The sequence below is a fragment of the Streptomyces sp. NPDC014991 genome (genome assembly GCF_043080665.1).
Lineage (GTDB): Bacteria > Actinomycetota > Actinomycetes > Streptomycetales > Streptomycetaceae > Streptomyces.
This window is the reverse complement of record NZ_JBIBVY010000003.1, coordinates 154396-179643: the sequence shown is the minus strand read 5'-3', so window position 1 is coordinate 179643 and position 25248 is coordinate 154396. Positions and strand designations below refer to the sequence as shown.

The following is a 25248-nucleotide window of genomic DNA, read 5'->3' as shown; positions in this document are numbered from 1 at the left end:
CGCCTTCCGTCCGATCCGGGGCACGTCCGCGGTACCGCGGGCGTGTCGGGTTCCTCCCGTGGCGAGCGGGTACCCCTGGCGGGCGGAACAGCCCCGGCGAGCCGGCCGGAGCGGCTCCGCGATCTGTCGGCGGGAGGAGCGGAGGGGTGGACCGTGTTCGAGGGTTTCGAGGTACGCACGGTGCGGACGGACGGCGCGTCGGTCTTCGTACGCCACGGCGGCGAGGGTCCGCCGGTGGTGTTGCTGCACGGTCATCCGCGCACCTCCGCGACCTGGCACCGGGTCGCCCCGCTGCTGGTCCGCAGCGGTTTCACCGTGGTCTGTCCCGACCTGCGCGGCTACGGCCGCTCGCGTGGTCCGGCGCCCACGGCGGACCACGCCGGGTACTCCAAGCGGGCCGTCGCCGGTGACGTGGCCGAGGTGATGCGCGCGCTCGGCCACGACCGGTTCGCGGTCGCCGGGCACGACCGCGGGGGCGCCGTGGCACTGCGGCTGACGCTCGACCACCCCGACGCCGTCTCCCGGGTGGCGCTGCTGGACTGCCTCCCGATCAGCGAGCACCTGTCGCCGCTGACGACCGAGTTCGCCACCCGGTGGTGGCACTGGTTCTTCCTCGCCCAGCCGGACGTCCCGGAGCGGGTCATCAACGCCGATCCGGACAGCTGGTACCGCGGCGACCCGCGGAGCATGGGGCAGGAGAACCACGACGAGTGGCGGGAGGCCACCAGGAACCCCGAGGTGGTGCGGGCGATGCTGGAGGACTACCGGGCCGGGCTGACCGTCGACCTGCGGCACGAGGAGGCCGACCGTGCCGCCGGGAACCTGATCCGGTGCCCGGCGCTGGTGCTGTGGTCCCTCAGGGACGACCTGGAGGACCTGCACGGGGATCCGCTGCGGGTCTGGCGGCGATGGGCGGTGGACGTGCGCGGCCACGGCATCGACTCCGGCCATCATGTGGCCGAACAGGCGCCCGACGCGCTCGCGTCCGTGCTCGGCGACTTCTTCGCGGGGCGGACGGCCTGAGAGGCCGTGCCACGGCCGGACCGGCGCAGCCGCCCGGTCCGGCCGTGCCGCGGTACGCGCCGGCCACAGATGGCCGAGCGTGCCGCAGCGGTGGGGCCGGGGAACTGGTAGCTGTCGGTAGGGCAGCCGATACGGGGAACCGAACCCCCGGGGGAACCGGACCCGGAAACCGACCGAGACGAGGAGCGATGGCGACCACCGTGCGCGAGAGCAGGACCGAGACCGCGCCGCCCGGTCTTCAACTGCCGGGGATACTCCTGGGGGTGGGGCTCGGCGGATTCGTCGACGGCATCCTGCTGCACCAGCTCCTGCAATGGCACCACATGCTCACCAGCACCGATCACGATCACATCGGTGTCAGGTACTACGACCCGCACACCGTCTCCGGGCTGCGGATGAACACCGTGTGGGACGGCGTCTTCCACACCGTGTGCTGGCTCGCCGTGCTCGGCGGCCTCGCGGTCCTGTACGCCCGGGTGACCACCGGCCGGCGCCGGGTGTGGACCTCACGGGTGCTGTGGGGCTGGATCCTGGCCGGCTGGGGCCTGTTCAACCTGGTCGAGGGCATCCTGGATCATCAGGTCCTGGGCATCCACCACGTCCACGGCGGGCCCCACCAGGTGTGGTGGGACATCGGCTTCCTGCTCCTGGGCGCGCTGCTGCTGGCCGGCGGGTGGCTTCTGCAACGCGGTGGACGGCCCGTCGATCCGGCGGCCTCCCACGCGGGCGGAGAGGACCGCGCCGTCTGATGGACCACGGCATCCGTCATCCGCACCACGGCACCCTCCCCCCGCACCACCATGAGGGCGGCGGCCCGCTGGAGATCGTGCTGCCCGTGCTGGCCCTGCTGGTGTGCGCGGGCGGCTATCTGCTGCTGGTGCGCCGGGCACGCCGCCGCAACCCGGTCCGGGGCTGGAATCCCTGGCGTACCGCCGCCTTCGGCACCGGTTCGGTGCTGCTGGCGGCGGCGCTGCTGCCGCCCGTCGCCGGCCTCGCCCACCGTGACTTCCGGGGGCACATGGCCCAGCACATGCTCATCGGCATGTACGCGCCGCTCGCCCTGGTGCTCGGAGCGCCGGTCACGCTGCTGCTGCGCGCCCTGCCGGCACCGGGTGCCCGCCGTCTCACCGCGTTGCTGCACAGCGGGCCGGCCCGCCTGTCGGCCCATCCGGCGGCCGGTCTGCTGCTGTCCACGGGCAGCCTCGTGGTCCTGTACTTCACCCCGCTCTACGCCACCGCGACGGCCCACCCGGCCGGGCACTGGCTGCTGCACGCCCACTTCCTGCTGTCGGGCTGCCTGTTCGCGTACGCCGTCGCCGGCCCCGACCCGGCCCCGGCCCGCCCCGGTGTGCGCACCCGGCTGGTGTACCTGGGGTGTGCCATCGCCGTGCACGCGGTCGTCGCGCAGCTGATGTACGGCGGTTTCTGGGTGGACGTCCACGCTCCCGTCCCCCAGGTCCAGGGCGGTGCGATGATCATGTACTACGGCGGTGACATCGCCGAACTGCTGCTGGCGGCGGCCCTTGTCGCCACCTGGCGCCCCGAACGCCGCGTACTGCCGCGGCCCCGGCCCGGCCAGACGGCCGAAGTAGTGGAATATTGAACGACTGCGCTCCGTTATGGCCGCGACAAGGAGGCCGGAGTGGAGACGCAAGTGGAGACCACGTACTACGACCACGGCACCGCAGCCGACCGCTGGGAGCGCGCGCGGCTGTTCTTCACCGCGAAGGACTACGCGGGTGCGGCGCGGGTGCTGGCCGGACTGGTCGAGGAGGCGCCGGAGCAGACCGGGCCGCGGCTGCTGCTGGCCCGCGCCTACTACCACTCGGCCCAGCTGCGCCGCGCGGAGGCGGAGCTGCGTACCGTCGTGGAGCGGGACCCGGTGGAGCACTACGCCCGGCTGATGCTCGGCCGCACCCTCCAGCGGCAGGGCCGGCACGAGGAGGCGGACCGGCACCTGCGGATCGCCTCGGCGTTCGCGGGCGACTTCCCGGGGCGGTGAGACGACCGGACCCGGCCGGCCGGACGCCGGACCCGGCTGCCGGGTCCGGCCCCGGGCCGGGTCCCCCGGGCGGCCGGTCGCGCCACGGGGAGCCGTGCACGGGCATGACATCCTGACGCGATGGCACCTCACCGTGAACACGCACCGCTCGCCGAGCGGGTCGAGGAACTCCTCGCCGCCGGCGGTCCCCTGCCCCTCGTCGCGGCCGGACGGCCCGTGCTGCGGCGCGGCACCGAGCCCTACGACGGCCAGCTCGGCCCCGCCCTCCTGGCCCGGTTCATCGAGGCCCTGCGCGTGACCATGCACGCGGCGCCCGGCGTGGGCCTGGCCGCGCCACAGGTCGGCGTACCGCTGCGGATCGCGGTGATCGAGGATCCGGCGCCGGTGCCGGAGGAGGTCGCCGCGGTCAGGGGCCGGGTCCCGCAGCCGTTCCGGGTCCTGGTCAACCCGGTGTACGAGCCGGCCGGCAGCGCCCGGGCCGCGTTCTTCGAGGGCTGCCTGAGCGTACCGGGCTGGCAGGCGGTGGTGGCCCGGCACGCCGAGGTACGGCTGCGCGGCGAGGACGAGCGGGGCCGCCCCCTGGACGAGGTGTTCACCGGCTGGCCCGCCCGGATCGTCCAGCACGAGACGGACCATCTCGACGGCACGCTGTACCTGGACCGCGCCGAACCGCGGTCCCTGTCGACCGACGAGGCGGTGGCGGCCCTGTGGGCGCAGCCGTCGCCGGAGGCCGCCGCCGACGCCCTCGGCTTCCGACTCCCGTAGCCCGCGGCTCAGTTGTCCCGGTACGCCTCCAGCAGCCGCAGCCACACCTCGCTCAGCGTCGGGTAGGACGGGACCGCGTGCCACAGCCGGCTGAGCGGTACGCGGCCGACGACCGCGACGGTGGCCGAGTGGATGAGTTCGCCGACGCCGGGGCCGACGAAGGTGACTCCGCGCAGGGTCTCGTCCTCCAGGTCCACGACCATGCGGGCGCGGCCCTTGTAGCCGTCGCCGTACAGGCCCGCCCCGGCGACGGAGGAGAACTCGACGTCGACGGCGCGGACACGGTGGCCGGCCTGTTCCGCCTCGGCGAGGGAGAGGCCGACCGCGGCGGCCTCGGGGTCGGTGAAGACGACCTGGGGTACGGCGCCGTGGTCGGCGGTGGCCGCGTGCGCACCCCAGGGCTCGTCCGTCAGGGGGCCGCCGGCGGCGCGGGCGGCGATGGCGGCACCGGCGACGCGGGCCTGGTACTTGCCCTGGTGGGTGAGGAGGGCGCGGTGGTTGACGTCACCGACCGCGTACAGCCAGTCGGTGCCGGTGACCCGCAGGCTGTCGTCGACGTCCAGCCAGGAGCCGGGTTCCAGGCCGACGCTGTCCAGGCCGAGGTCCTCGGTCCGCGGGACGCGGCCGGTGGCGAAGAGGATCTCGTCGGCCTCGACGCGGTCGCCGGCGGAGGTGACGGCCACGACGGTGCCGTTCTCGCGGGTGACCGACTCCACGGACGTGCCGGTGCGGATGTCGACGCCCGCCTCGGCGAGCGCGTCGGCGACCAGCTCGCCGGCGAACGGCTCCATCCGGTTCAGCAGGCCCTTGCCCCGGACCAGCAGGGTGACCCGGGAGCCGAGGGCTCGCCAGGCCGTGGCCATCTCGGCGGCGACGACACCACCGCCGACGACGATCAGCCGGCCGGGTGCCGCCTTGGCGCTGGTGGCCTCGCGGCTGGTCCACGGCCCGACCCCGGCGAGTCCCGGCAGGTCGGGCAGCTGGGCGCGGGTGCCGGTGCAGACGGCGACGGCGTGCCGGGCGGTGAGGGTGGTGACCGTACCGTCGGGTCCGGTGACGGTGACGGTACGGGGGCCGGCCAGGCGGCCGTCGCCGCGGTACAGGTCGGCGCCCGTACCCTCCAGCCAGGCGACCTGGCCGTCGTCCTTCCAGTGGGAGGCGTACTCGTCCCGGTGGGCCAGCACGGCCGGTGTGTCGAGGGGGCCCCGCACGGCCTGGCCGAGCCCGGGCAGGCGGCGGGCGTCGGCCTGGGCGATGACCGGCCTGAGCAGGGCCTTGCTGGGCATGCAGGCCCAGTACGAGCACTCGCCGCCGAGCAGTTCGCTCTCCACGACCGCGGTGGTGAGGCCGGCCGCGCGGGTGCGGTCGGCGACGTTCTCGCCGACGGGGCCGCCGCCGAGCACCACGACGTCGTACGCGATGGATTCCGTTTCCGTCATGGGGCCAGTCTGGTGGGTGGTGTGCGCCGTGGCCACAGGGGTACGCGCGCGGAACACAGGCGTGCGCGCCTGGAATAGGCGGACCGGCGACCGTGTTTCCGCCGTCGGCACACCCCTACACCAGGAAGAGGGAATCACGCCATGAGCAGCACCGTGGAGCTGACCAAGGAGAACTTCGACCAGACGATGAGCGAGAACTCGTTCGTGCTCATCGACTTCTGGGCCACCTGGTGCCCCCCGTGCCGGCAGTTCGCGCCCGTGTACGAGAAGGCGGCGGCGGAGAATCCCGATCTGGTGTTCGGCAAGGTGGACACGGAGGCCCAGCCGGAGCTGGCCGCGGCCTTCGACATCCAGTCGATCCCGACGCTGATGATCGTCCGCGACCAGGTGGCGGTCTTCTCCCAGCCGGGTGCCCTGCCCGCACCGGTCCTCGCGGACCTCATCGGACAGGCCCGCGGCCTGGACATGGACGAGGTCCGCAAGAGCATCGCCGCCCAGCAGGGCGAGACGCAGAAGTAATTCTGCGGGGCCTCGGTACCGGGTCAGCTCGACTCGCGCCGCACCACCGAGGCCCCCAGTACGGTGTGCACCTCGGGCTCGCCGCCGGGATCGCGCACGGCGCGGTCGACCAGTCCGGCGAGGTCGCGGCCCGAGGGCAGCTCGATGTGGACCGTGCTGAGCCGCGGTCGCAGCAGCCGGCCCAGCATCAGATCGTCGGCGCCGATCACGGCGACGTCCTCGGGGATGCGTACGCCCTCGTCCTGCAACGCGCGCATCAGGAGCATGGCGTACTCGTCGTTGTAGGCGAACACCGCGTCCAGACCCGACCCCGGCCAGCGGGCGGCGAGTCGGGCGGCGGCCTCCTCGGTGTGGGCGAGCGGCAGCTCGGTCACGGTCGCGTCCGTGCCGCGCAGTGCCTCGCGGACGCCCGCGAGCCGGGGCCGCGCGTACGCCTCCAGCCCGGACTCGGCGGGCACGACCACACCGATCCGGCGCCGGCCGCGGGCGTACAGGTGGGTCGCGGCGCAGCGGCCGACGGCGTCGTGGTCCATGAGCAGGGCGTGCGCGCCGTCGACGCGCGCGGGGCCGAGGGTGACGACGGCCCGGGCTCCGGACCGCTTGAGCACCGCGACGCCCTGCGGGCCGAGGCCCGTGCCGGGCACCAGGACGGCGACCGGCCGCAGCTCCGCCCAGGCGCGGGCCGCCTCGTCGCCCTCCAGGCCGACGCTGCCGTACTGCACGACCGTGTAGTCCAGGTGGCCGAGCGCCCACTGGAGCTCGTTGAGGAACGCGCTGTAGAGGGGCCCGGCCGGGACGGCCGGGGCGGGCATGAGGACCATGCGGCTGTGGCCGGCGCGCAGGCTGCGGGCGGCGGCGTGCGGCACGTACCCCAGTTCGCGGGCGGCCTCGCGCACGCGATTCCTCGTCGGCTCGCTGATGCGGACCGCGCCGGTGTTGTTGAGGACGTAGGAGACGGTCGCCCGGGAGACGCCTGCCAGGCGGGCCACGTCGGCACTCGTGGGCGTGTTCGGTATCTGCACCATGACAGACCGCATCCTGGCAGAGCCCAGGGTGCGGGAGGCCGCCGGGGCAGGGTGGTTCACCGTTCCACAGAACCGGCACCGGTGCGCCGACGGACACGGTTGCGCACGTCCTCCTCCGCGCCGGGTAGCGCCGGAGAGGATGATCAGGGGTATGAGCGGACAACACCCTCACGGCCGGCTCTCCCTGCTGTGGGAGGAGCACATGCGCGCGCCGTTCCCGGGGGGCTTCCGCGGTGTGGACTTCGACGGGGTGGATCTGGTCCTGCTCGACGCGGACGTCGCCGGCCTCACCCGGCTCGAGCTGGACGGCGGGCTCGGCCATGAGGTCGTCGCGAACCTCTGGGCGTGCATCGCGGGGCTCGACCGGGTCCTGCCCCTGATCGACGACGACTACTGCACGGTCTGCTTCACGAGACTGCGGAGGATGGCCGCACTCGCCGCGGCGCGCCACACACCGGGCGCGAACTGACGTCCGCCCCGACGCCAGGACCTCTCCCCGGCACTCGCCGCCCCGCTCGGACGCTCCCCTTCGGCGGCACGGCTCAGGGCCTGTCGTCGGGATCAGGCGGGCTCGCCCTGATGCGAACGAAAACCCTAGCGATACGGCCCCGTGCGGGTCACCCGGGCGACCAGGTCGGTCCAGCCGGCCTCCAGGCGTTCCATGGGCATGCCGCACTGCCGGGTCAGGTGGTGGATCAGTGCCGGGTCCAGCGAGGCCATCAGTGTCTGGGCGAGCAGGTCGCAGTCGCCGTCCGGCACGATCTGCCGGAGCAGCATCGCGACGTGGACGCGCAGCGCCTCGACCGCGGGATGGGCGAACCGGCGGGCCGGCTCGGCCTGCGCGGCCAGTTGCAGGTCCAGCTGCTCGGCCGAGCGGTACAGCACCGCCACACCGAACGCCCGCAGCCGCTCCAGGGGCGGCGCGCCGGGCCCGAGCGGCGGGGGGCCGCCCACGAAGTCGGCCTGCAGCTGCCGGGCGGAGTGGTCGAGGAGGGCCATGAGCAGTCCGGTGCGGTCGCCGAAACGCCGGAAGACGGTGCCCTTGCCGACCTGGGCCGCGGCGGCGACCGCCTCCATGGTGACCCCGGCGACCCCGTGCTCCGCGATCAGCCGGGCGGCGGCCTCCAGCAGCCGGGCCCGGTTGCGGGCGGCGTCGGCGCGCAGACACGGCTCGTCGGGGGCGGTGCCGACGTCCAGCAACCTGGGTTCGCCGAGGGGCTCCTCGGGGTTCGGGAAAGGCGGCAGCGCGCGGGACATGACGACAGCGTAAAGCATCGGGAAGAAAACTGGACCGCGGTCCGTTTGAGGTGATAGAACCATAAACGGACTTCGGTCCGGATCGTGCCAGCGACGTTTCAGCCTCTTGGAGTTCTCATGTCCGTTCGCATCCTCGCGCTCGTCGGCAGCCTGCGCGCCGGTTCGCACAACCGCCAGCTCGCCGAGGCGGCCGCCAAGCTCGCGCCCGAGGGCGCGGAGGTCGAGCTGTTCGAGGGCCTGGCCGACGTCCCCTTCTACAACGAGGACATCGACGTCGAGGGCAGCGTGCCGGCCGCCGCCGCGAAGCTCCGCGAGGCCGCCCAGGCCGCCGACGCCTTCCTCTTCTTCTCCCCCGAGTACAACGGCACCATCCCGGCCGTCCTGAAGAACGCCATCGACTGGCTGTCCCGCCCCTACGGCGCCGGCGCCTTCGGCGGCAAGCCCGTCGCCGTGATCGGCACCGCCTTCGGCCAGTACGGCGGCGTGTGGGCGCAGGACGACACCCGCAAGGCCGTGGGCATCGCCGGCGGCAAGGTGATCGAGGACATCAAGCTCTCCATCCCCGGCTCCGTGACCCGCTTCGCCGCGACCCACCCGGCCGACGACGCCGAGGTCGCCGCCCAGCTGACCGAGGTCGTGGCCCGTCTGCACAGCAACGTGGGCGAGGCCGCCGCGGCCTGACCGTACGACCCGCGAAAGGGCCGGAGCCTGCCACGGCTCCGGCCCTTCGCCGTCCTCGGGGCGAGGCGGCGCGGTGGGCGGCCTGTGGCGCAGGTGACCCGGCCACGGCGGGGTAGGCGGGTCGTGACCGCGTACGCCGGCCGGGTTCCGGCACCGCCGCTCCAGGGGGTGCCGGGGGCCGGCGTACGACCGATCACCCGGCGCCGCACCGGACCTCCGGCCGCCGGACGTCTCACGGGAGGAAAAGGCATGCCCCTGGTTCCGCCGCCGTTCGACCCGGAACTCGCCGCCGTGCTGGAGGGGTACGGGGAGGTGCTGTCGCCCGGTTTCACGCTGGACGACCTCGACGGCGCCCGGCAGAGCGCGGCCGTCGAGCTGGTCGACCCCACCCTGGACGGCGCCTTCGAGACGGAGGACCGTACGGTGCCCGGCCCCGCGGGCGCCCCCGACGTCTCCCTCCTCGTGTGCCGCCCCGCGTCCGCCCCCACCACGGCGGCCCTGCCGGTGGTCTATCACGTGCACGGCGGCGGCCTGGTGGCCGGCTCCAACCGGGCCGGTGTGACCGAAGCCCTGGCGTGGGCGGACGAACTGGGCGCGGTGGTCGTGTCGGTGGAGTACCGGCTCGCGCCCGAACACCCGCACCCCGCGCCGGTCGAGGACGTGTACGCCGGGCTGCTGTGGACCGCGGGGCACGCGAAGGAGATCGGCGGCGACCCGGACCGGATCGTCGTCGCGGGCGCCAGCGCGGGCGGCGGTTTGACCGCGGCGCTCGCCCTGCTCACCCGGGACCGGCAGGGCCCGCGCCCGCTCGGCCAGCTGCTGATGGGCCCGATGCTGGACGACCGCAACGACAGCGGGTCCAGCCGCCAGATGGCCGGCCTGGGCGTCTGGGACCGCACCGCCAACGACACCGCCTGGACGGCACTGCTGGGCGACCGGCGCGGCGGCCCGGACGTCTCCCCGTACGCCGCCCCGGCCCGCGCCACCGACCTCTCCGGGCTCCCCCCCGCCTTCCTCGACGTGGGCTCGGCGGAGACCTTCCGGGACGAGGTGGTCGCCTACGCGTCCCGGATCTGGCAGGCCGGCGGGGTGGCCGAACTGCACGTCTGGCCGGGCGGCTGCCACGGCTTCGACGCCCTGGCCCCCGAGGCGGCCCTGTCCCGGGCGGCCCGCGCGGCCAGGATCGGATGGCTGCGGCGCCTGCTGGCGGACTGAGCCGCCGACCGCGCCCCCGGACAGCCCGACGACCGCCCGTCCGATGCCCCCGGGGCGCGGCTCGCGGGGCCGGTGCTCAGCCGGATGCCACGGCCTCCCTGCCGGCCGCCCGGCGCGTCGGGGTGCGGTCGAGGTGCACCACCACGGTGCCGAGGAAATGCTGTACGGCGTGGTCGACGCTGCGGATGAACCCGGTCTCGGCACTGCCCCGGCCACTGCCCATGCCCTTGAACAGCGAGAGGCGGAAGCCGGTGATCCGGGCGCCGTCGGCCCGGGGCAGGAGGTCCGCCGGCTCGGGGCGCAGCCGCTCCAGCGTGCCCCGCGGGCCTGCGGTGTCACCGTCGACCAGGGTCTCCACGTGCAGGTCGGCCGGCGCCTCCGCCAGCCGCCGGACGAGCCGTTTCACCCAGGTGAGGGGGTAGCCCTGCTCAGGCGCGGGGAGGTCCGTGGACACACGGAGTTTCCCGGTGCGCAGGTCGGCGCCCACCGAGAGCACACCGGGCGCTCCGTCGATGCGGAGTTCTGCCTGGAGCCGCCCCTCCAGGCAGAGCCGGTCGGCCTGCGCCTGTCGTCGTTCGCGGGGATCGCCGCCGCGCCTGCCCCGCTGCACCGGGAGCACCTTGCGGCCGAGTTCGCCTCCGAGCCCCAGGGAGACCTGACGGATGAGCCGCTCCCAGCTCTCCACGACCTCCAGCGCCCTCGCGTCGCCCTGACACAGGGTCTCGTCGTCGATTCCGTTGCGGACCGGGACCCAGGCGGGGCCCATGTTCTGGAATCCGTGGCAGCCGGAGTTCTCGTGCTGGAGGTAGTGCAGCAGTTCCTGGAGCAGCCAGGCGTGCGCGGCGTTGCCGACGCCTTCATGGCGGATCAGCACCTGTGCCTGGTACGCGACCTCCGCCCAGGACAGGTGCCACAGGGCCACCTTGTGCTTGCGCCGTCCGTCGACCTTGACGTCGACCAGCGGACTTCCCTCCAGGGCCACGTCGTTCGACAGCGTGATCACGGCCTCGTAGCCCCGGCGCGCGGCGATGTCCATGTACGCCTGCACCTGGTCGCTCCTGAGCGCGTTGCCGTTGGTCTTCGTCTCGACCAGAGCGGTCCACAGCTTGCCCGCCCGCTCCACGCGGACGACGCCGTCCGGGCGCCGCGGTGTGTCCCCGTGCGGCAGGGAAACCTCCGCGAACGTCTCCATGCGGCCCGCCGGCGCACCGAACGCCGCCATGAGCCTTCTGCCGAACTCGGGCACCTGTGCCATCACCGACAGCAGGACGGAGGTGGCCCGCGTCTCCCGGTCCCGGTCGCTCTTGAGCGCCGAGACGGGGAACAGCCTGGCCTCGCGCCAGGACTCGTTCTCGGCGAGCGACGGCCCGGCCACCCGGGGCAGCGTGATCTTCCGCTTGGCCGTGCGGGGCCGCGTCGTCGCCCTGGGCGCCCGGGTCGCCTCCTCGGACCGACGCGGGGAGGGAACGGCGGCCGGCGCCGTCGTGCCGTCCGGTGTGCCGACGCCCCTGTCCACCGTCGGGCCCTCCGTGCCGGCCGGGCCCTCCTCCGGGGCGTACTCCAGCGCCGCGTCGTCGTCGATGTCCACCCCGAAGTCCGTCGCCAGGGCGGCCAGCCCGTCGGCGTACCCCTGCCCGACGGCGCGGAACTTCCACGCGCCGTCGCGCCGGTACAGTTCGCCGAAGATCACCGCGCTCACCGACGCCACGTCGTCGACCGCGAACCGGAGCAGTCCCTCACCGGTCCCGTCGGACAACGTCAGCGTCAGGTCCTCCAGTTCACCGAAGGAGGCACCCTCGTAGCGGCTGGCGGCCACCAGCATCCGGTGGACGTCGTCCGGCACCGCCGTCAGGTCGAACCCGATCCGGTCCTCGTCGCCCTGCTCCGCGGAGACCTTGCCCAGCAGTTGCACGCTTCCGTCGGCGGCGACCGGGTTGTTGTAGAAGTAGAAGTCGGCGTCGCTGCGGACCCTGCCGTCCGGGCCCAGGAGCAGGACCGACACGTCCGCGTCGCCCTCGCCGCTCGGGCTCGCCCAGCGGAGGCTGACGATCACCGACGCGACATGATCACTCAGATCCGACAGTGTCGCGTTCGAACCCTTCACCATCTCACGCACGATCAATCCCCCCAGACTGCTGCGGTTACGCGTGGACGTGGGTCACCACCAGCCCGCCCGCCGCCGCTGTGACGTGGCCCACAGCGGAAACTGTAGCGTGCAAGCATCACCGGGACGGCCCCGGAACCGGAATCATGGGGCGGCCGGGTGGCGGTCGTGGGCCACGGGGCTTGCGTGGCGCGACTCCCGCGCGAAATCCGCACCCCGGCCACCGTTTCGACGTTACCGTGCGGTAGACATCGTGCCCGGAGCCTCCCGGAGGTGCTCCCCCATGACGCCCGATCGCGCCGCGGGTCTCGCGGACACCCGACGCGCCCTCGCCGACGGGGAGGTGTCCTCCCGCGCGCTGGTGGAGCGGACCCTGGCCCGGATCGAGGCCACGCAGCCGTCGCTGAACGCCTTCCGGATCGTGCGCGCCGAGGCCGCCCTCGCCGAGGCGGACGCCGCCGACCGGGAGCTGGCGGCCGGAGCGCGGCGCCCGCTGCTCGGCGTGCCGGTGGCGGTGAAGGACGACATGGACGTGGCCGGCGAGCCGACCGCGTTCGGCTGCCGGGGCGACTTCCCGCCGGCGGCGGCGGACGGAGAGGCGGTACGGCGGCTGCGCGCGGCCGGCGCGGTGATCGTCGGCAAGACCAACACGTGTGAGCTGGGGCAGTGGCCGTTCACCGAGGGCCCGGCGTTCGGCGACACCCGCAACCCGTGGCACACCGGGCACACTCCCGGCGGGTCCTCCGGCGGTTCCGCCGCCGCGGTGGCCGCGGGGCTCGTCCCGGCCGCGCTCGGCTCCGACGGCGCGGGATCGGTGCGGATCCCGGCCTCCTGGACCCACCTGATCGGCATCAAACCGCAGCGCGGCCGTATCTCGACCTGGCCGCGCGGCGAGTCCTTCCACGGCATCACGGTCCACGGCACCCTCGCCCGGACGGTCGCCGACGCTGCCCTGCTGCTGGACGCGGCGAGCGGCAACCACGACCGGGACCCGCACCGGCCGCCCCCGCTGACCGTGGCGGACGCGGTCGGCCGGGACCCCGGCCGGCTGCGCGTCGCCCTCTCCCTGAAGCCGCCGTTCACCGCCGTACCGGCCCGTCTGCACCCGCAGATCCGCGCCCGGGTCGTGGAACTGGCCGGGAAACTCGCCGACCTGGGACATGAGGTCGAGGAGGCCGATCCGCCGTACGGGCAGATCGGGCTGACCTTTCTGCCGCGGGCCACCGCCGGGATCGCCGAGCGGGTCAGCGAGGCCCCCGACCCCGCGCTGCTCGACCCGCGCACCCGGGACACGGCCCGGCTCGGGCGGCTGCTGGCCGGGGCGCCGCTCCGGGTGGCCCGGCGCGCCGAGGCGGTGCTGCACCGGCGGATCGGCGCGTTCTTCCGGTCGTACGACGTGATTCTCGCGCCCACGACGGCCGCTCCGCCGCCGCGGATCGGCGCGCTGGCCGGGCTCGGCGGGCTGGCCACCGACCGCGCGATCATCGCCGCCTGCCCCTACGCGTGGCCGTGGAACGTGCTGGGCTGGCCGGGCGTCAACGTGCCCGCCGGGTTCGCGGGACCCGGCCTACCGGTGGGTGCACAGCTGCTCGGCCCGGCGCACAGTGAGCCGCTTCTGGTGTCGCTGGCCGCCCAGTTGGAGGCGGAGCTGCGCTGGCACGAGCGGTGGCCGCCGCAGCGGGCGGACGCGGACCGGCCGGCCGTGTGACGGCGTTCCCGCCCGTACGCTGCGGCCATGGGCGACGCGTCGACGGCCGGGCCGATGGGCCGGGTGACGGGGGCGGTCGGACCCGGTCCGGTCGGCGAGGTGGTCGTGCGCGGCGGCGCGGAGCACTTCCTCGCCCACCCGGCCGGTGGCACGGGGCCGGCTCACCCCGGGCACGGTGGTGACGGCGGTGGAGTACCTGCCGCCGGGAACGGTCTGCGTCACGGCCGCGTACGGCGGTCGAGCCCGCTCGGCCCCCGGCCGGCGCGACCGGCGTCGTCGCCCGGCAACTCGCCGGGAGATGACCGGAGATCGTCCAGGCGGGCGTGTCCGCGTTCGGCAACGCGGACAACATGGTGCTGCTCGACCGCGCCGACGGCATGCGCGAGTTGTTCGCCGAGGCCCTCGCCTTGGGCGGCGCGGGCCTGCGCCTCGCCCGTGGACTGCCGGCCTCGGACAGGCGTCAACGGGCAGCAGGTGGACGGGCTTCCACCCGCGCACGACGGCGTGGTGACGCCGGCCTCGCAGAAGGTGCCCGTGGAGCGGGAGGGCTGGGACGGCGGTGATCCGTGCGGCGGGGTCCGCCCGGTGTCCCGGCCGCGGGATCACACGGTGAGCAGGGTGACGCCCAGGACCACCAGGGTCGCGGCCTTCAGGACCTCCAGGGCCACGTACCACAGGTGGCTGCGCGAGCGGGGCAGTTCCTCCCCGGCGAGGACCCGGTCGGACCTGCGGTTCAGGCGGGGCCGGACGACGGCCACCTGGCCGAGGAGCAGCGCCGCCACCGCAACGGCCGGCACGACGACCTCGGTGGGAGCGTCCCCCACGGCGACCGGGGCGAGGACGACGACCGCGAGGACCGCCTCGACGGCGTTCAGCGCACGGAACACCAGCCGCCCTATGCCCAGGCCGACGGGGATCGTCACCCCCGGGGCACGGAACTTCAGCGGCGCCTCCAGGAAGGAGATCGCCAGCACCATCCCGAGCCATACGAAGGTGACCGCGCTCGCGGTGGCGGCGGACGTGGCGTTCATCTGTGCGGGGCCTTTCTCCGCCGGGGCCGACGGGTTCGGACGACGGGTGACCGGACGGCTCTCTCGGGGGCCGGCCGGTTCCGGTGGCTCGACGGGGGCGGTCGGTTCAGAGCGGGGCTGTCGGGGTCAGGTGGGCGAGGCAGGACTCCGGTTCGGCGAACGGCTCCAGTGCGGTGGCCGTCAGCGGCGCGCCCAGCGTCGCCAACGCGCCCTGCATCAGACCGAGATGCAGCGGACACACCAAGTCGCTCCGTTCCTCGGCGAGTTCGAGGAAGGGGCAGTGCCGCAGGCGGATCCGACGGGCCGGCCGGCCGGGCTCGCCGTCCCCTTCCGGCCGCGGCGCGAAGCCCAGGCCGTCCAGCAGGGCGAGCAGCCGGGTCACCGAACGCTCGGGCGCCGGCGACTCGTGCGGGGGCGGCGGATCCACCAGCGAGCGGCCCCAGACGCGGCCCGTCTCCATCGCCTCCGCCCGCGCCTCGGCCGGGTCGGCGGTGGCCCAACGGCTGAGCAGCATGCGGGCGAGGAGGCGGTAGTCGCGGGGGCCGCCGCGGTCCATGCCGGGGCGTGCGGTGTAGACGGTGCGGGGCCGGCCGCGCCCCACGGGTGCCTCCGTACGGCGTTCGACCAGGCCGTCGGCCACCAGACCGTCCAGGTGGAAGCGGACGGTGTTGGGATGGAGGCCCATCCGCTCGGCCGTCCCGGCGACACCGAGCGGCGAGGGAGCGGCGCGCAGCACGTCCAGTACCTCCCGGCGCCGTGGGCTCTCCCGCGTGGTCACGCCCGGACACCTCTTCCTGCCTGCCGGCCTCTTTTTCACGAACCCTACCTGTATTAAATGTAGGCTGGACGGGGCCCCAGGGGGCACAGGAGAACGCAAGAGCCGAGGGGAACTCCATGACGTCGCCGTCCGCGATGGACGCCGCGCCGGCCGGCCGCACGGCGGCGGACCCACGTGTCCTGTGCGACACGGGTGCGCTGGCCGAGGCACCGCTGGTGCCGGCCGGCGTGCTGTGGAAGCTGGCCGAGAGCGGACGCCAGCTCGACGCCAACGTGGTCCGGCTCGCTCCGGGCGAGCGGATCACCGTCCACACCGAGGCACAGCTGGACGTCCTGCTCCTGGTCGTCGCCGGCGACGGCGTGCTCGGCAAGGGCCCGTCCGACGAGGAGGAGCCGCTCACCGAGGGCTCCCTCGTCTGGTTGCCGCACGGTGCCCCTCGCGGCCTGTCCGCAGGTGCGGGCGGCCTGACGTATCTGACCGTGCACCGCCGGCGCCCCGGCATGTGGATCGGCGGCGCACCGGCTCCGGGCACGGACGCGGCACCGGAGTGACATCGCGGTGACGGGCGCTTGTCGCGTCCCGGGAGCGGACCACTAGGGTGCCCGCGTGAGTACGTCCACCGAAGAGAACGTCCCGGGCCGGTACGGCCCCCACGCCACCACCGAGGCGGACCCGCGCGAGGTCGGCCGGGTGCGCACCGAGTACTCCCCGGCCCACGACGGCGACCCGGACCCCGGGGAGATCGTGTGGACGTGGGTGCCGTACGAGGAGAACGACGGCCGGGGCAAGGACCGGCCGGTGCTGGTCGTGGCCCGGGAGGCGGCGGGCACCCTCCTCGCCGTACGGCTCTCCAGCAAGCGGCACGACGGCGACCGGGAGTGGGTTCCGATCGGCGGCGGCCCGTGGGACCGGTCGGGCCGGGACTCGTGGGTGGCCGTGGACCGTGTGCTGCGGCTGCACGAGGAGGGCATGCGCCGGGAGGCGTGCGCGCTGGACCGGTTGCGGTTCGACCTGGTCCGGCGACGGCTGCACGAGCGCTACGGCTGGACCTGACCGCTCCGCTCCCCCGAGGCGGGGAGGCGGCTGACGCACCCGGGCTTCGGGGGGCACCCGCACGGACGCCTCCCGTGCCGCCGGTCCGGGTGTCCCGCTCAGCCCGCGGACACCCCGTACGCCGGGGAGCGTCACGACCCGGCCGCCGGGCACCGGCGAGGCCCGGGAGGTGCCACAGCCGCGGCCACCGGACGGCGCACACCGGTAACCGTGGGCCACGGCCGCCGGCAGCCCGCGCGAGGGCGGCGACGGTCGTCAGCGCGCCCGTGCGACGGTGGTCGCGGAAGTCACGGGACCACCGGCGGGCACAAGCGCCTCCCCCGGTGCCTGTGGGCCGTCGGGAGACGGCCGGCCTGCGCGGCGCTCGGCACCGGCGCCGGCGCGGAGCTGCGCGCACTCGCTCGCGCCGCGGGCAGCGCGTCCGCGGCCGGTGCCTGCAGGCCCGTCCGGTGTGCCGTACCGCCCCACCGTCACGATGCGTCGCGCACGTCCGCGGGGCGAGCCCGCGCAGGCGCGCGCTCCCGGCGCCACCCCCGTGGGTGCCGCGACCGCCGCCTGCGGGGTCTCCCCCGTCGTGCTCACGCACGCATCCTGGGTGATGCTGGTGAGCGGTGCAACGGAGTTTCCCGCCCGGGAAACGGCCCGGGACCCAGGAAGGAAACGGAAGTGACCGATCCGGAACGTCCTGCCGGGCGCCCTTGTGCGAACGGGCTCAAGGGTCTTGGGTGGAACGAGTACCGGCCCCGCCCCACGGCAGACCACGGCCGGTGACATGGTGGAATCTCAGGAGGATCCCGACATGTCCGAACCGAAGAACGACGGTGGTGACTGTACCGAGCACCGCACCGCCGTCACCGAAGCCGAGGTGGAGGCCCTGGTCCGGGGTATCTGCTTCAAGACCGGACCGCCCCGCGTGCTCGGGGTCGAGCTGGAGTGGCTCGTCCACGAGCGGGAGCGGCCACAGCTCCCCGTCACACCCGAACGGCTCGAAGCGGCCTACGCCGCCCTGCGTGCCGTACCCCTGGGATCGGCGCTCACCGTCGAACCCGGCGGCCAGCTCGAACTGAGTTCGCCGCCCGCCGCCTCCCTGATGGAGTGCATCGACACCGTCGCCGCCGACCTGGACGCCGTCCGGGCCGTGCTGGACGAGGACGGTCTCGGTCTCGTCGGCATCGGCCACGACCCGTGGCACCCACCCCGCAGGTTCCTGCGCGAGCCGCGCTACGACGCCATGGAGGCGTGCCTGGATCGTACCGGTCCGGCCGGCCGGCACATGATGTGCGCCTCGGCCTCCGTCCAGGTCTGCGTGGACGCCGGCCACGAGGAGCCCGGCCCGCTGGGGTACATCCGGCGCTGGTGGCTGGCGCACCAGCTGGGCCCGGTCCTGGTCGCCGCGTTCGCCAACTCCCCCCTGGCCGGGCAACGGCCCACGGGCTGGATGTCCACCCGGCAGCTGGTGTGGACGGAGATCGGTGCCGGCCGGGCCGGCGCTCCCCCGCTGGACGCCGAGCCCCGGGCCGCCTGGGCCCGGCATGTACTGGACTCCCCGGTGATGTGCGTCCGCCGGGACAGGGGGCCCTGGGAGGTGCCCGAAAATCTCACCTTCCGGGAGTGGACCCGCTCCCGGTCGCCCCGGCCGCCCACCCGGGCGGACCTCGACTACCACCTGACGACACTGTTCCCACCGGTCCGGCCGCGTGGCCACCTGGAACTGCGGATGATCGACGCGCAGCCCGGCGAGCACGGCTGGATTGTGCCGCTCGCGGTGACGGCGGCGCTGTTCGACGACCCGCAGGCCGCCGAGACCGCCTACCGCACCGTGAAGCCGCTCACCGAACGGACCCTGAACCGGCCGGCCCCGCACAACCCGCTGTGGGTCGACGCGGCGCGGCGGGGGCTCGCCGACCCGGAGCTGCGGGACGCCGCCGCCGTCTGTTTCGAGGCGGCGCTGGAGGCGCTGCCCCGGCTCGGGGCCACCGCCCGGGTCACCGAGGCCGTGGCCGCGTACCGGGACCGCTATGTCGCCCGCGGCCGCTGTCCGGCCGACGACCTGCTGGACCGGCTGCCCGCCGGCCCGCCGCGCTCCGGGCCCGGCCCGGCCGGAGACACACCCGCCGCGCACGGGAGGAAGGACATCCGCGCATGACCGCCCCGGAGACCGACATCACGACCACCGAGACGGACAGCGAGGCCCTGCGTCAGCGGGCGCTGGCCTCCCTCACCGCCGCCCGTGACCGCACGACCCTGCTGACGACGTGCGTCGACGAACCGGACCTCACCGCCCAGCACTCCCCGCTGATGTCGCCCCTGATGTGGGATCTGGCGCACATCGGCAACCAGGAGGAGCTGTGGCTGCTGCGGGCGGTCGGCGGCCGGGAGGCGATACGCCCCGACATCGACCCCCTCTACGACGCCTTCGAGCATCCGCGCGCCGAGCGGCCCTCGCTGCCGCTGCTGCCGCCCGCCGAGGCCCGCCGGTACGCGGCCGACGTGCGCGGCCGGGCCCTGGACCTGCTGGCGGGGGCGGACTTCCACGGCTCCCGGCTGACCGAGGCCGGTTTCGCCTTCGGGATGGTCGCGCAGCACGAACAGCAGCACGACGAGACCATGTTGATCACCCATCAGCTCCGGCGGGGGCCCCGGGCCCTGACCGCCCCGGACCCGGACCCGGTGCCCCCGTTCACCGGTCCGGCCGAAGTCCTGGTGCCCGGAGGCCCGTTCACCATGGGCACCTCCGACGAGCCCTGGGCCCTGGACAACGAACGTCCGGCGCATCCGCGTCAGGTGGCGCCGTTCTGGATCGACACGACACCGGTGACCAACGCGGCGTACCTGGCGTTCGTCGAGGACGGCGGTTACGACACGGAACGCTGGTGGTCGCCGGAGGGCTGGGCGCACATCAAGGGGCACGGCATCACCGCCCCGCTGTTCTGGCGGCGGGACGGCGGCCAGTGGCTGCGGCGCCGGTTCGGGGTCACGGAGGTGGTGCCGCCGGACGAGCCGGTGCTGCACGTGTGCTGGTACGAGGCCGACGCCTACGCCCGCTGGGCCGGACGGCGGCTGCCCAGCGAGACGGAGTGGGAGAAGGCGGCCCGCTTCGACCCGGACACGGGCCGCTCGATGCGCTACCCCTGGGGCGACGCCGACCCCGCGCCCGAACACGCCAACCTCGGCCAGCGGCATCTCGGGCCCGCCCCCGCCGGCAGCTACCCGGCCGGTGAGTCGCCGCTCGGCGTACGACAGCTGATCGGTGACGTGTGGGAGTGGACGGCCAGCGACTTCCTGCCCTACCCGGGCTTCAGGGCCTTCCCGTACGACGAGTACTCACTGGTGTTCTTCGGCTCCGACTACAAGGTGCTGCGCGGTGGTTCGTTCGCCGTGGACCCCGTGGCCTGCCGGGGCACGTTCCGCAACTGGGACCACCCCGTCCGGCGGCAGATCTTCTCCGGGTTCCGCACCGCACGCTCGGAAACCGTCTGATGTGCCGTCACCTCGCCTACCTGGGAGCGGCGGAACCGCTGGGCCGGGTCCTGGTCGAGCCCCCGCACAGCCTGCTGCGTCAGTCCTGGGCGCCGCGACGGCAGCGGTACGGGACGGTCAACGCCGACGGGTTCGGAGTGGGCTGGTACGCCCCAGGAGACCCCGTGCCGGCGCGCTACCGGCGGGCCGGACCGGTCTGGGCGGACCTGTCCTTCGCCGACCTGGCGCGGGTCGTGCGCTCCGGTGCCGTGCTCGCGGCCGTACGGGACGCGACCCTCGCGGGCGCGGACGCCGAGGCCGCGGCGGCGCCCTTCGCGGCCGGGCGGTGGCTGTTCAGCCACAACGGCGCGATCGCCGGCTGGCCCGACGCGGCGGCGCCGCTGGCGTCCGCACTGCCCCCGGTCGACCTGCTGTCCCTCCAGGCCCGTACCGACTCGGCGTTCGTCTGGGCGCTGGTGCTGCACCGGCTGCGGACCGGCGACGAGCCCGCCCGGGCCCTCGGCGAAACCGTCCGCGCCCTCGCCGAGGCGGCCCCCGCCTCCCGGCTGAACCTGCTGCTCACGGACGGTGCCACGATCGCCGCCACCACCTGGGGCGACTCGCTCTGGTACCGCACGGAGCCCGGCCGGAACACGGTCGTCGCGTCGGAGCCGTACGACGACGACCCGCTCTGGCAGGAGGTTCCCGACCGGACCGTGCTCACCGGGAGCCGCGCCGGTGTTCTGCTCGCCCTGCTGGAGGATCCGGCATCCGAATCACCGAAGGAGCCCTGCCGTTGAGTCCCCTGCACATCACCCGCACCCTCCCCGAGGACACGACGGGCGCCGCGCTGCGCGCCGACGTCCTGCTCGGTCTCACCTCCACCCCCAAGCGGCTGCCGCCCAAGTGGTTCTACGACGCCCGTGGCAGCGAGCTGTTCGAGCAGATCACCGAACTGCCCGAGTACTACCCGACCCGCGCCGAGCGGGAGATCCTCGCGGCCCGGTCGGGCGAGATCGCCGCCGCGAGCGGTGCCCGTACGCTGGTCGAGCTGGGTTCGGGCTCCTCGGAGAAGACCCGCTATCTGATCGAGGCGCTCCCCCTGTCGGCGTACGTCCCGGTGGACGTCAGCGAGAGCGCCCTCAGCCAGGCGGGGCGGGCCCTCGTCGAGGAGCGTCCGGACCTCCAGGTCCACGCGCTGATCGCCGACTTCACCGCCCCGCTGGCCCTGCCGGCCACGCCCGGGCCCCGGCTGGTGGCCTTTCTCGGCGGCACGGTCGGCAACCTGCTGCCGGCCGAACGCGCCGCCTTCCTGGCCTCCGTGCGGGCCCTGCTCGCCCCGGGCGACGGATTGTTGCTCGGCACCGACCTGGTCAAGGACGAGGCGGTGCTGGTCCGGGCGTACGACGACGCGGCCGGGGTGACGGCCGCGTTCAACAAGAACGTGCTGGCCGTCATCGACCGGGAGCTGGGCGCCGACTTCGATCCGGACGCCTTCGACCATGTGGCCCTGTGGGACGCCGAGCGGGAGTGGATCGAGATGCGGCTGCGCTCCCGTACCGCGCAGACGGTGAAGGTGCCCGCGCTGGGCCTCGCCGTGGAGTTCGCGGCGGGCGAGGACCTGCGCACCGAGGTGTCGGCGAAGTTCCGCAAGGACGGGGTGGCGGCCGAACTGGCCGGCGCCGGACTGGAGCTGACTCACTGGTGGACGGACGAACCGGGCCGGTTCGCGCTGTCGCTGAGCGTGGCGCGGTGAGTCAGCCGAGGTCCGGGGCGAGTTTGCCGCTGATCGCGCGGGAGGCCCTGCGGGCCTCCGCCGCGGGGTCGGCCCCGTTCAGCACCCGGGTCATGTACTCCTTGATCGGGTTGTCGGCCTCGACGTCGGCCCACTGAGGGGTGTTCGGGGTCGCCCTGCCGTGCGCCGCGCCCGCGGCCATGGCGGCGACCCCCTCCTCACCGGCGACCGCACCGGCCAGCGAGGTCTTGTTGGGAACGTAGTTCATGGTGCGGGCGAGTTCGGTGTCCCACTTGGCGCCGGTGAGCGCCCCGACGACGGTGGTGGCGGCGAACTGGTCGTCGGTGTTCTGCGGGACGACGAGGTCGGAGCCGCCGGTGAAGACGGTGCCGGGCCGGCCGGCGGTCGGGCCGGGCACCGGGAAGAAGCCGAGCTCGTCCTTCAGGTCCGGGTTCTGCCGCACGATGGACTGGGCGAGACCGGGTACGGCGATGATCTGCGCGACCTTGCCACCGGCGAACACACCGGCCTGGGGCGGGTGTTCCTCGTCGGCGTCCGCGGGGCCCTCGCCCAGTGCCTGCAGGCGCCGGTAGAAGTTCATGCCGCGCAGGGCGGCGGGCGTGTCCAGGGTGCCCCGCCACTCGTAGTCCTTCTCCCGGGCGAGTTCACCGCCCTCGTCCCAGATGAAGCCGGAGAGCGTGTACCAGTCCTGTCCGGCCAGGTAGATGCCCTGTGTGTCACCGGAGTTGAGCTTTTCCGTGTCGGTGAGCCACTCGTCGCGGGTCTTCGGCGGGCGGGTGATGCCGGCTCGCTCGAACGTGTCCTTGCGGTAGATGACGACCCGGTTGGCCGCGTACCAGGGGATGCCGTACTGCTTGTTGCCGTCCCTGCCGGGCTGGGCGAGGCCGGGCAGCCACTTCTCCTTGCCCCAGTCCCGCATCGACTCCAGCGTGAGGTCCACGAGCCGGCCGTCGTCCGCGTACAGCGGCACCTGCGTGTTGCCCACCTCGATGACGTCCGGTCCGTCGTCCGCGCCCGGTCTCGACGCGGCGCGGACCTTCGCCACGATGCCGGTCCACTCCTGGATGCGGATGTCCAACCGCAGGTCCTCGTGGGTGCGTTCGAAGTCCTCGGTGAACCGGTGCAGGAAATCCCTGGACGCGCTGTCCTTCATCAGCCACACCGTGACGGTCTTCCGGTCGTGTCCGCCGGGCAGCATCCCGCAGCCGCTGACGAGGGATCCGGTGGCACAGAGTAGGGCGATCAGACGACGTCTCACGGAGGGTCCTGTTCTGTCTGGCACGGTACTGCGGACAGGGGTGGGGGCCCGGCGTGGGGGGACGAGCGCGGATGCTCGTACGGGTGTGCTGGATTTTGGTATGGACCAATACGGAGGTCAAGGGCTACCCGGCGGTACGCCCGCGACGCGCGTGCGGCCGGGGCGCGGATACGGCACGGTGGAGTACGCGTGAGACGAGAGGAGCACCGCATGTCGAACCACACCTACCGGGTCACCGAGATCGTCGGCACCTCGCACGAGGGCGTCGACCAGGCCATCCGCAACGGCATCGCCCGGGCCGACCAGACGCTGCGCAACCTGGACTGGTTCGAGGTGACCCAGGTCCGCGGCCAGATCGAGAACGGCCGCATCGAGCACTATCAGGTGGGCATGAAGGTCGGCTTCCGCCTCGAGGACGAGGGCGGCTCCTGAGCCGCCGCCGGCACGCGCCACGGCCGTCCCGGCGGCGGACGCGATCCGGCCGGCGGCAGGTGGAGCCGGCCGGTGTCAGGTGCGGCCGTCCCGGTGTCAGGTGCGGCCGTCCCGCTCCTGCGCCTCCTCCAGCGCGGCCGACTTCGCGGCCCAGCGGGCCCGCACGACGGTGAACCCGGCACGCTCGGCGTCGTCGCACACCAGCTCGTCGTCGTCCACCAGGAAGCGCACCTCGCGGTCCCGGGCGAGCCGCCGCAGGATCCGCAGCTTGGTGAACCGGGCGGGCCTGCGGTCGGCGTCGCTCCGCATGTGCACGCGCCCCTCGGGCAGATTGTGGTCCGCGAGCCACTCCAGGGTGTCCCGGCGGCACCGCTCGGGACGGCCCGTGAGGTAGACGACCTCGTACTCGCGGGCGCTCTCCACGGCCAGCGCCACGCCCTCGGCGAGCGGCGGGTCCTGGGGCGCGGCGGCGAAGAACGCGTCCCAGTCGCGCGGCCGGCCGGCCAGGAAGTGCTGCCGGTGAGCGGTGTCGGCGAGCGTGTTGTCGAGGTCGAACACGGCGAGCGGGCGACGGCTGCTGTCGGTCACACCGGACACCCTAGCCAGCCGCCGGGCCCCGGCAACCCCGGCGACCCGGCGACCGTCCACCCCAGCTCGCCGGAGTACGCGCTGATCGCGGTGACCGCGGGAATCCTGGGCCCCCCGGGGCGTTGAACCCTGCGTGAGCAGCTCAGTGATCGCCCGGACCCGTTTCTCCCTCCTCGACCGCTCCCGCACCCGCGAGGGGCGCCCGCCCGCCGAGGCGCTGCGGGACACCGTCGCGCTGGCCCGGGAGGCGGAGGTGCTCGGCTTCCACCGGTTCTGGGTGTCCGAGCACCACGGCGTGCCGGGCGTCGCCGGTTCCGCGCCCACCGTGCTCGCCGCCGCGGTCGCCGCGGCCACCCGCACGATCCGGGTCGGCACCGGTGGCGTCATGCTGCCCAACCACCGGCCGCTGGTCGTCGCCGAACAGTTCGGCGTGCTGGAGTCACTGTTCCCCGGGCGGATCGACATGGGGCTGGGCCGTTCCGTGGGCTTCACGAACGGGGTGCGCCGGGCCCTCGGCCGGGACAAGGGGGACGCCGAGGACTTCGGGGCGCAGCTCGGCGAGCTGCTGGACTGGTTCACGGGCGGTTCACCCACCGGGGTGCATGCCCGCCCGGCGGAGGGACTGTCGGTGCCGCCGTTCGTGCTGGCGACGGGCGAGGGGGCCCGGACCGCGGCCGGCGCGGGCCTGCCGATGGTGATCGGGGACCTGCGCGACCGCGAGCGGATGCTCCGCGGCATCGACCGGTACCGCTCCCTGTTCCGCCCCTCCCCCTGGGCGGCCGAGCCGTACGTGGTGATCTCCGGCACGGTCGCGGTCGCCGGTACCGAGGCGGAGGCACGCCGGCTGCTGATCCCCGAGGCGTGGTCGATGGCGTACTCCCGCACGCACGGCACCTTCCCGCCACTCGCCCCAGCCGAGGCCGTCGAGGCCCGGCCGATGTCCGCGAGGGAACGGAACCTCTACGAGTCCGCTCTCGCCGGGCACATCGCCGGCACCGCGGAACAGGTCGCCCACGAACTGGAGGCGGTCCTGAAGGAGACGGACGCGCAGGAGGTGCTGGTCACCACCAGCACCTACGAACGTACGGCCCTGCTGGACTCCCACCGGCGGCTCGCCGCACTCCTCGCGCCGCGGCGGTGAGGTGCCCGAGATGC

26 protein-coding genes and 1 pseudogene are annotated in these 25248 nt (G+C 74.2%); 19 read left to right on the top strand and 8 right to left on the bottom strand.

Annotation, left to right across the window (positions count from 1 at the left end):
• Positions 1-153: 153 nt before the first annotated feature.
• The 5 genes from ACF1BE_RS07275 to ACF1BE_RS07255 all read left to right on the top strand — a co-directional run bounded on the left by ACF1BE_RS07275 (position 154) and on the right by ACF1BE_RS07255 (position 3790).
• Positions 154-1023, top strand: a complete 870-nt coding sequence (locus ACF1BE_RS07275; protein ID WP_392197989.1) for an alpha/beta fold hydrolase — start codon at positions 154-156, stop codon at positions 1021-1023.
• Positions 1024-1211: 188 nt separating this feature from the next.
• Positions 1212-1772: a DUF2243 domain-containing protein gene (locus tag ACF1BE_RS07270; RefSeq protein ID WP_392197988.1), complete on the top strand. Its 561-nt coding sequence runs from the start codon at positions 1212-1214 to the stop codon at positions 1770-1772.
• Positions 1772-2626 carry a cytochrome c oxidase assembly protein gene (locus ACF1BE_RS07265; RefSeq protein WP_392197987.1) on the top strand — a complete coding sequence of 285 codons (855 nt, stop codon included), beginning with the start codon at positions 1772-1774 and terminating at the stop codon, positions 2624-2626. The genes ACF1BE_RS07270 and ACF1BE_RS07265 overlap by 1 nt, the downstream gene beginning before the upstream one ends.
• 51 nt (positions 2627-2677) lie before the next feature.
• Entirely contained in the window at positions 2678-3025 is a 348-nt protein-coding gene (locus ACF1BE_RS07260; protein WP_392198222.1) for a tetratricopeptide repeat protein, read from the top strand.
• A gap of 120 nt (positions 3026-3145) precedes the next feature.
• Positions 3146-3790 carry a peptide deformylase gene (locus ACF1BE_RS07255; RefSeq protein ID WP_392197986.1) on the top strand — a complete coding sequence of 215 codons (645 nt, stop codon included), beginning with the start codon at positions 3146-3148 and terminating at the stop codon, positions 3788-3790.
• A gap of 8 nt (positions 3791-3798) precedes the next feature.
• On the opposite strand, the gene ACF1BE_RS07250 is transcribed toward ACF1BE_RS07255, so the two are convergent.
• Positions 3799-5229 (bottom strand): dihydrolipoyl dehydrogenase family protein, encoded by a 1431-nt coding sequence (locus ACF1BE_RS07250; protein ID WP_392197985.1) that lies wholly within the window; start codon positions 5227-5229, stop codon positions 3799-3801.
• 141 nt (positions 5230-5370) lie between these two features.
• Between ACF1BE_RS07250 and ACF1BE_RS07245 the strand changes: the two genes are divergently transcribed.
• Positions 5371-5748, top strand: a complete 378-nt coding sequence (locus ACF1BE_RS07245) for a thioredoxin family protein (protein WP_392197984.1) — start codon at positions 5371-5373, stop codon at positions 5746-5748.
• Positions 5749-5771: 23 nt separating this feature from the next.
• Here ACF1BE_RS07245 and ACF1BE_RS07240 read toward each other — a convergent pair whose 3' ends face one another.
• The gene (locus ACF1BE_RS07240; RefSeq protein WP_392197983.1) at positions 5772-6773 is read right to left on the bottom strand and encodes a LacI family DNA-binding transcriptional regulator; all 1002 of its coding nucleotides are present in this window, start codon (positions 6771-6773) and stop codon (positions 5772-5774) included.
• A 151-nt stretch (positions 6774-6924) separates the two neighbouring features.
• Here ACF1BE_RS07240 and ACF1BE_RS07235 point away from each other — a divergent pair, with 151 nt between their 5' ends.
• Positions 6925-7242 carry a hypothetical protein gene (locus ACF1BE_RS07235; RefSeq protein WP_392197982.1) on the top strand — a complete coding sequence of 106 codons (318 nt, stop codon included), beginning with the start codon at positions 6925-6927 and terminating at the stop codon, positions 7240-7242.
• Between the two features lie 125 nt (positions 7243-7367).
• Here ACF1BE_RS07235 and ACF1BE_RS07230 read toward each other — a convergent pair whose 3' ends face one another.
• Entirely contained in the window at positions 7368-8048 is a 681-nt protein-coding gene (locus ACF1BE_RS07230; RefSeq protein WP_392197981.1) for a TetR/AcrR family transcriptional regulator, read from the bottom strand.
• A 99-nt stretch (positions 8049-8147) separates the two neighbouring features.
• On the opposite strand from ACF1BE_RS07230, the gene ACF1BE_RS07225 reads away from it, so the two are divergent.
• Together ACF1BE_RS07225 and ACF1BE_RS07220 are read left to right on the top strand one after the other, a co-directional pair.
• Positions 8148-8711 (top strand): NAD(P)H-dependent oxidoreductase, encoded by a 564-nt coding sequence (locus ACF1BE_RS07225; protein WP_392197980.1) that lies wholly within the window; start codon positions 8148-8150, stop codon positions 8709-8711.
• Positions 8712-8960: 249 nt separating this feature from the next.
• Positions 8961-9926: an alpha/beta hydrolase gene (locus ACF1BE_RS07220; protein ID WP_392197979.1), complete on the top strand. Its 966-nt coding sequence runs from the start codon at positions 8961-8963 to the stop codon at positions 9924-9926.
• Between the two features lie 76 nt (positions 9927-10002).
• Here the strand turns inward: ACF1BE_RS07220 and ACF1BE_RS07215 are convergent, their stop codons facing one another.
• Positions 10003-12033 (bottom strand): TerD family protein, encoded by a 2031-nt coding sequence (locus ACF1BE_RS07215; RefSeq protein ID WP_392198221.1) that lies wholly within the window; start codon positions 12031-12033, stop codon positions 10003-10005.
• 280 nt (positions 12034-12313) lie between these two features.
• Between ACF1BE_RS07215 and ACF1BE_RS07210 the strand changes: the two genes are divergently transcribed.
• Both ACF1BE_RS07210 and ACF1BE_RS07205 read left to right on the top strand, forming a co-directional pair.
• Positions 12314-13738: an amidase gene (locus ACF1BE_RS07210; RefSeq protein ID WP_392197978.1), complete on the top strand. Its 1425-nt coding sequence runs from the start codon at positions 12314-12316 to the stop codon at positions 13736-13738.
• Between the two features lie 27 nt (positions 13739-13765).
• Positions 13766-13970, top strand: a pseudogene (locus ACF1BE_RS07205) (hypothetical protein); the annotation flags it as partial.
• A gap of 370 nt (positions 13971-14340) precedes the next feature.
• On the opposite strand, the gene ACF1BE_RS07200 reads toward ACF1BE_RS07205, so the two are convergent.
• Positions 14341-14769, bottom strand: a complete 429-nt coding sequence (locus ACF1BE_RS07200; RefSeq protein WP_392197977.1) for a hypothetical protein — start codon at positions 14767-14769, stop codon at positions 14341-14343.
• A 106-nt stretch (positions 14770-14875) separates the two neighbouring features.
• Positions 14876-15547 (bottom strand): helix-turn-helix transcriptional regulator, encoded by a 672-nt coding sequence (locus tag ACF1BE_RS07195; RefSeq protein ID WP_392197976.1) that lies wholly within the window; start codon positions 15545-15547, stop codon positions 14876-14878.
• A 116-nt stretch (positions 15548-15663) separates the two neighbouring features.
• Here ACF1BE_RS07195 and ACF1BE_RS07190 point away from each other — a divergent pair, with 116 nt between their 5' ends.
• From ACF1BE_RS07190 to egtD, 6 genes are all read left to right on the top strand, one after another.
• Positions 15664-16098, top strand: coding sequence for a cupin domain-containing protein (locus ACF1BE_RS07190; protein ID WP_392197975.1), 435 nt, complete (start codon positions 15664-15666; stop codon positions 16096-16098).
• A gap of 55 nt (positions 16099-16153) precedes the next feature.
• The gene (locus ACF1BE_RS07185) at positions 16154-16600 is read left to right on the top strand and encodes a type II toxin-antitoxin system PemK/MazF family toxin (RefSeq protein ID WP_392197974.1); all 447 of its coding nucleotides are present in this window, start codon (positions 16154-16156) and stop codon (positions 16598-16600) included.
• Between the two features lie 799 nt (positions 16601-17399).
• Entirely contained in the window at positions 17400-18746 is a 1347-nt protein-coding gene (gene egtA, locus ACF1BE_RS07180) for an ergothioneine biosynthesis glutamate--cysteine ligase EgtA (protein ID WP_392197973.1), read from the top strand.
• The gene (egtB, locus tag ACF1BE_RS07175; RefSeq protein ID WP_392197972.1) at positions 18743-20080 is read left to right on the top strand and encodes an ergothioneine biosynthesis protein EgtB; all 1338 of its coding nucleotides are present in this window, start codon (positions 18743-18745) and stop codon (positions 20078-20080) included. Before egtA ends, egtB begins: the two co-directional genes overlap by 4 nt.
• Positions 20080-20859, top strand: a complete 780-nt coding sequence (egtC, locus tag ACF1BE_RS07170) for an ergothioneine biosynthesis protein EgtC (protein WP_392197971.1) — start codon at positions 20080-20082, stop codon at positions 20857-20859. Before egtB ends, egtC begins: the two co-directional genes overlap by 1 nt.
• On the top strand, positions 20856-21815 hold the full coding sequence (gene egtD, locus ACF1BE_RS07165; RefSeq protein WP_392197970.1) for an L-histidine N(alpha)-methyltransferase: 960 nt from the start codon (positions 20856-20858) through the stop codon (positions 21813-21815). The genes egtC and egtD overlap by 4 nt, the downstream gene beginning before the upstream one ends.
• Position 21816: 1 nt before the next feature.
• Here the strand turns inward: egtD and ACF1BE_RS07160 are convergent, their stop codons facing one another.
• Positions 21817-23073, bottom strand: coding sequence for an extracellular solute-binding protein (locus ACF1BE_RS07160; protein ID WP_392197969.1), 1257 nt, complete (start codon positions 23071-23073; stop codon positions 21817-21819).
• A 210-nt stretch (positions 23074-23283) separates the two neighbouring features.
• Between ACF1BE_RS07160 and ACF1BE_RS07155 the strand changes: the two genes are divergently transcribed.
• Positions 23284-23505 (top strand): dodecin, encoded by a 222-nt coding sequence (locus tag ACF1BE_RS07155; protein ID WP_392197968.1) that lies wholly within the window; start codon positions 23284-23286, stop codon positions 23503-23505.
• A 96-nt stretch (positions 23506-23601) separates the two neighbouring features.
• Here ACF1BE_RS07155 and ACF1BE_RS07150 read toward each other — a convergent pair whose 3' ends face one another.
• Entirely contained in the window at positions 23602-24093 is a 492-nt protein-coding gene (locus ACF1BE_RS07150; RefSeq protein ID WP_392197967.1) for a hypothetical protein, read from the bottom strand.
• A 133-nt stretch (positions 24094-24226) separates the two neighbouring features.
• Here ACF1BE_RS07150 and ACF1BE_RS07145 point away from each other — a divergent pair, with 133 nt between their 5' ends.
• Positions 24227-25234: an LLM class flavin-dependent oxidoreductase gene (locus tag ACF1BE_RS07145; RefSeq protein ID WP_392197966.1), complete on the top strand. Its 1008-nt coding sequence runs from the start codon at positions 24227-24229 to the stop codon at positions 25232-25234.
• Positions 25235-25248 lie beyond the last annotated feature (14 nt).

What these genes read in the sequence shown, in the direction of transcription:
- ACF1BE_RS07270 (WP_392197988.1), top strand. Translation starts at nt 1,212, where the DNA reads ATGGCGACCACCGTGCGCGAGAGCAGGACCGAGACCGCGCCGCCCGGT.
- ACF1BE_RS07265 (WP_392197987.1), top strand. Translation starts at nt 1,772, where the DNA reads ATGGACCACGGCATCCGTCATCCGCACCACGGCACCCTCCCCCCGCAC.
- ACF1BE_RS07255 (WP_392197986.1), top strand. Translation starts at nt 3,146, where the DNA reads ATGGCACCTCACCGTGAACACGCACCGCTCGCCGAGCGGGTCGAGGAA.
- ACF1BE_RS07250 (WP_392197985.1), bottom strand. Translation starts at nt 5,229, where the DNA reads ATGACGGAAACGGAATCCATCGCGTACGACGTCGTGGTGCTCGGCGGC.
- ACF1BE_RS07245 (WP_392197984.1), top strand. Translation starts at nt 5,371, where the DNA reads ATGAGCAGCACCGTGGAGCTGACCAAGGAGAACTTCGACCAGACGATG.
- ACF1BE_RS07240 (WP_392197983.1), bottom strand. Translation starts at nt 6,773, where the DNA reads ATGGTGCAGATACCGAACACGCCCACGAGTGCCGACGTGGCCCGCCTG.
- ACF1BE_RS07235 (WP_392197982.1), top strand. Translation starts at nt 6,925, where the DNA reads ATGAGCGGACAACACCCTCACGGCCGGCTCTCCCTGCTGTGGGAGGAG.
- ACF1BE_RS07230 (WP_392197981.1), bottom strand. Translation starts at nt 8,048, where the DNA reads ATGCTTTACGCTGTCGTCATGTCCCGCGCGCTGCCGCCTTTCCCGAAC.
- ACF1BE_RS07225 (WP_392197980.1), top strand. Translation starts at nt 8,148, where the DNA reads ATGTCCGTTCGCATCCTCGCGCTCGTCGGCAGCCTGCGCGCCGGTTCG.
- ACF1BE_RS07220 (WP_392197979.1), top strand. Translation starts at nt 8,961, where the DNA reads ATGCCCCTGGTTCCGCCGCCGTTCGACCCGGAACTCGCCGCCGTGCTG.
- ACF1BE_RS07215 (WP_392198221.1), bottom strand. Translation starts at nt 12,033, where the DNA reads ATGGTGAAGGGTTCGAACGCGACACTGTCGGATCTGAGTGATCATGTC.
- ACF1BE_RS07210 (WP_392197978.1), top strand. Translation starts at nt 12,314, where the DNA reads ATGACGCCCGATCGCGCCGCGGGTCTCGCGGACACCCGACGCGCCCTC.
- ACF1BE_RS07200 (WP_392197977.1), bottom strand. Translation starts at nt 14,769, where the DNA reads ATGAACGCCACGTCCGCCGCCACCGCGAGCGCGGTCACCTTCGTATGG.
- ACF1BE_RS07190 (WP_392197975.1), top strand. Translation starts at nt 15,664, where the DNA reads ATGACGTCGCCGTCCGCGATGGACGCCGCGCCGGCCGGCCGCACGGCG.
- egtA (WP_392197973.1), top strand. Translation starts at nt 17,400, where the DNA reads ATGTCCGAACCGAAGAACGACGGTGGTGACTGTACCGAGCACCGCACC.
- egtB (WP_392197972.1), top strand. Translation starts at nt 18,743, where the DNA reads ATGACCGCCCCGGAGACCGACATCACGACCACCGAGACGGACAGCGAG.
- egtC (WP_392197971.1), top strand. Translation starts at nt 20,080, where the DNA reads ATGTGCCGTCACCTCGCCTACCTGGGAGCGGCGGAACCGCTGGGCCGG.
- ACF1BE_RS07155 (WP_392197968.1), top strand. Translation starts at nt 23,284, where the DNA reads ATGTCGAACCACACCTACCGGGTCACCGAGATCGTCGGCACCTCGCAC.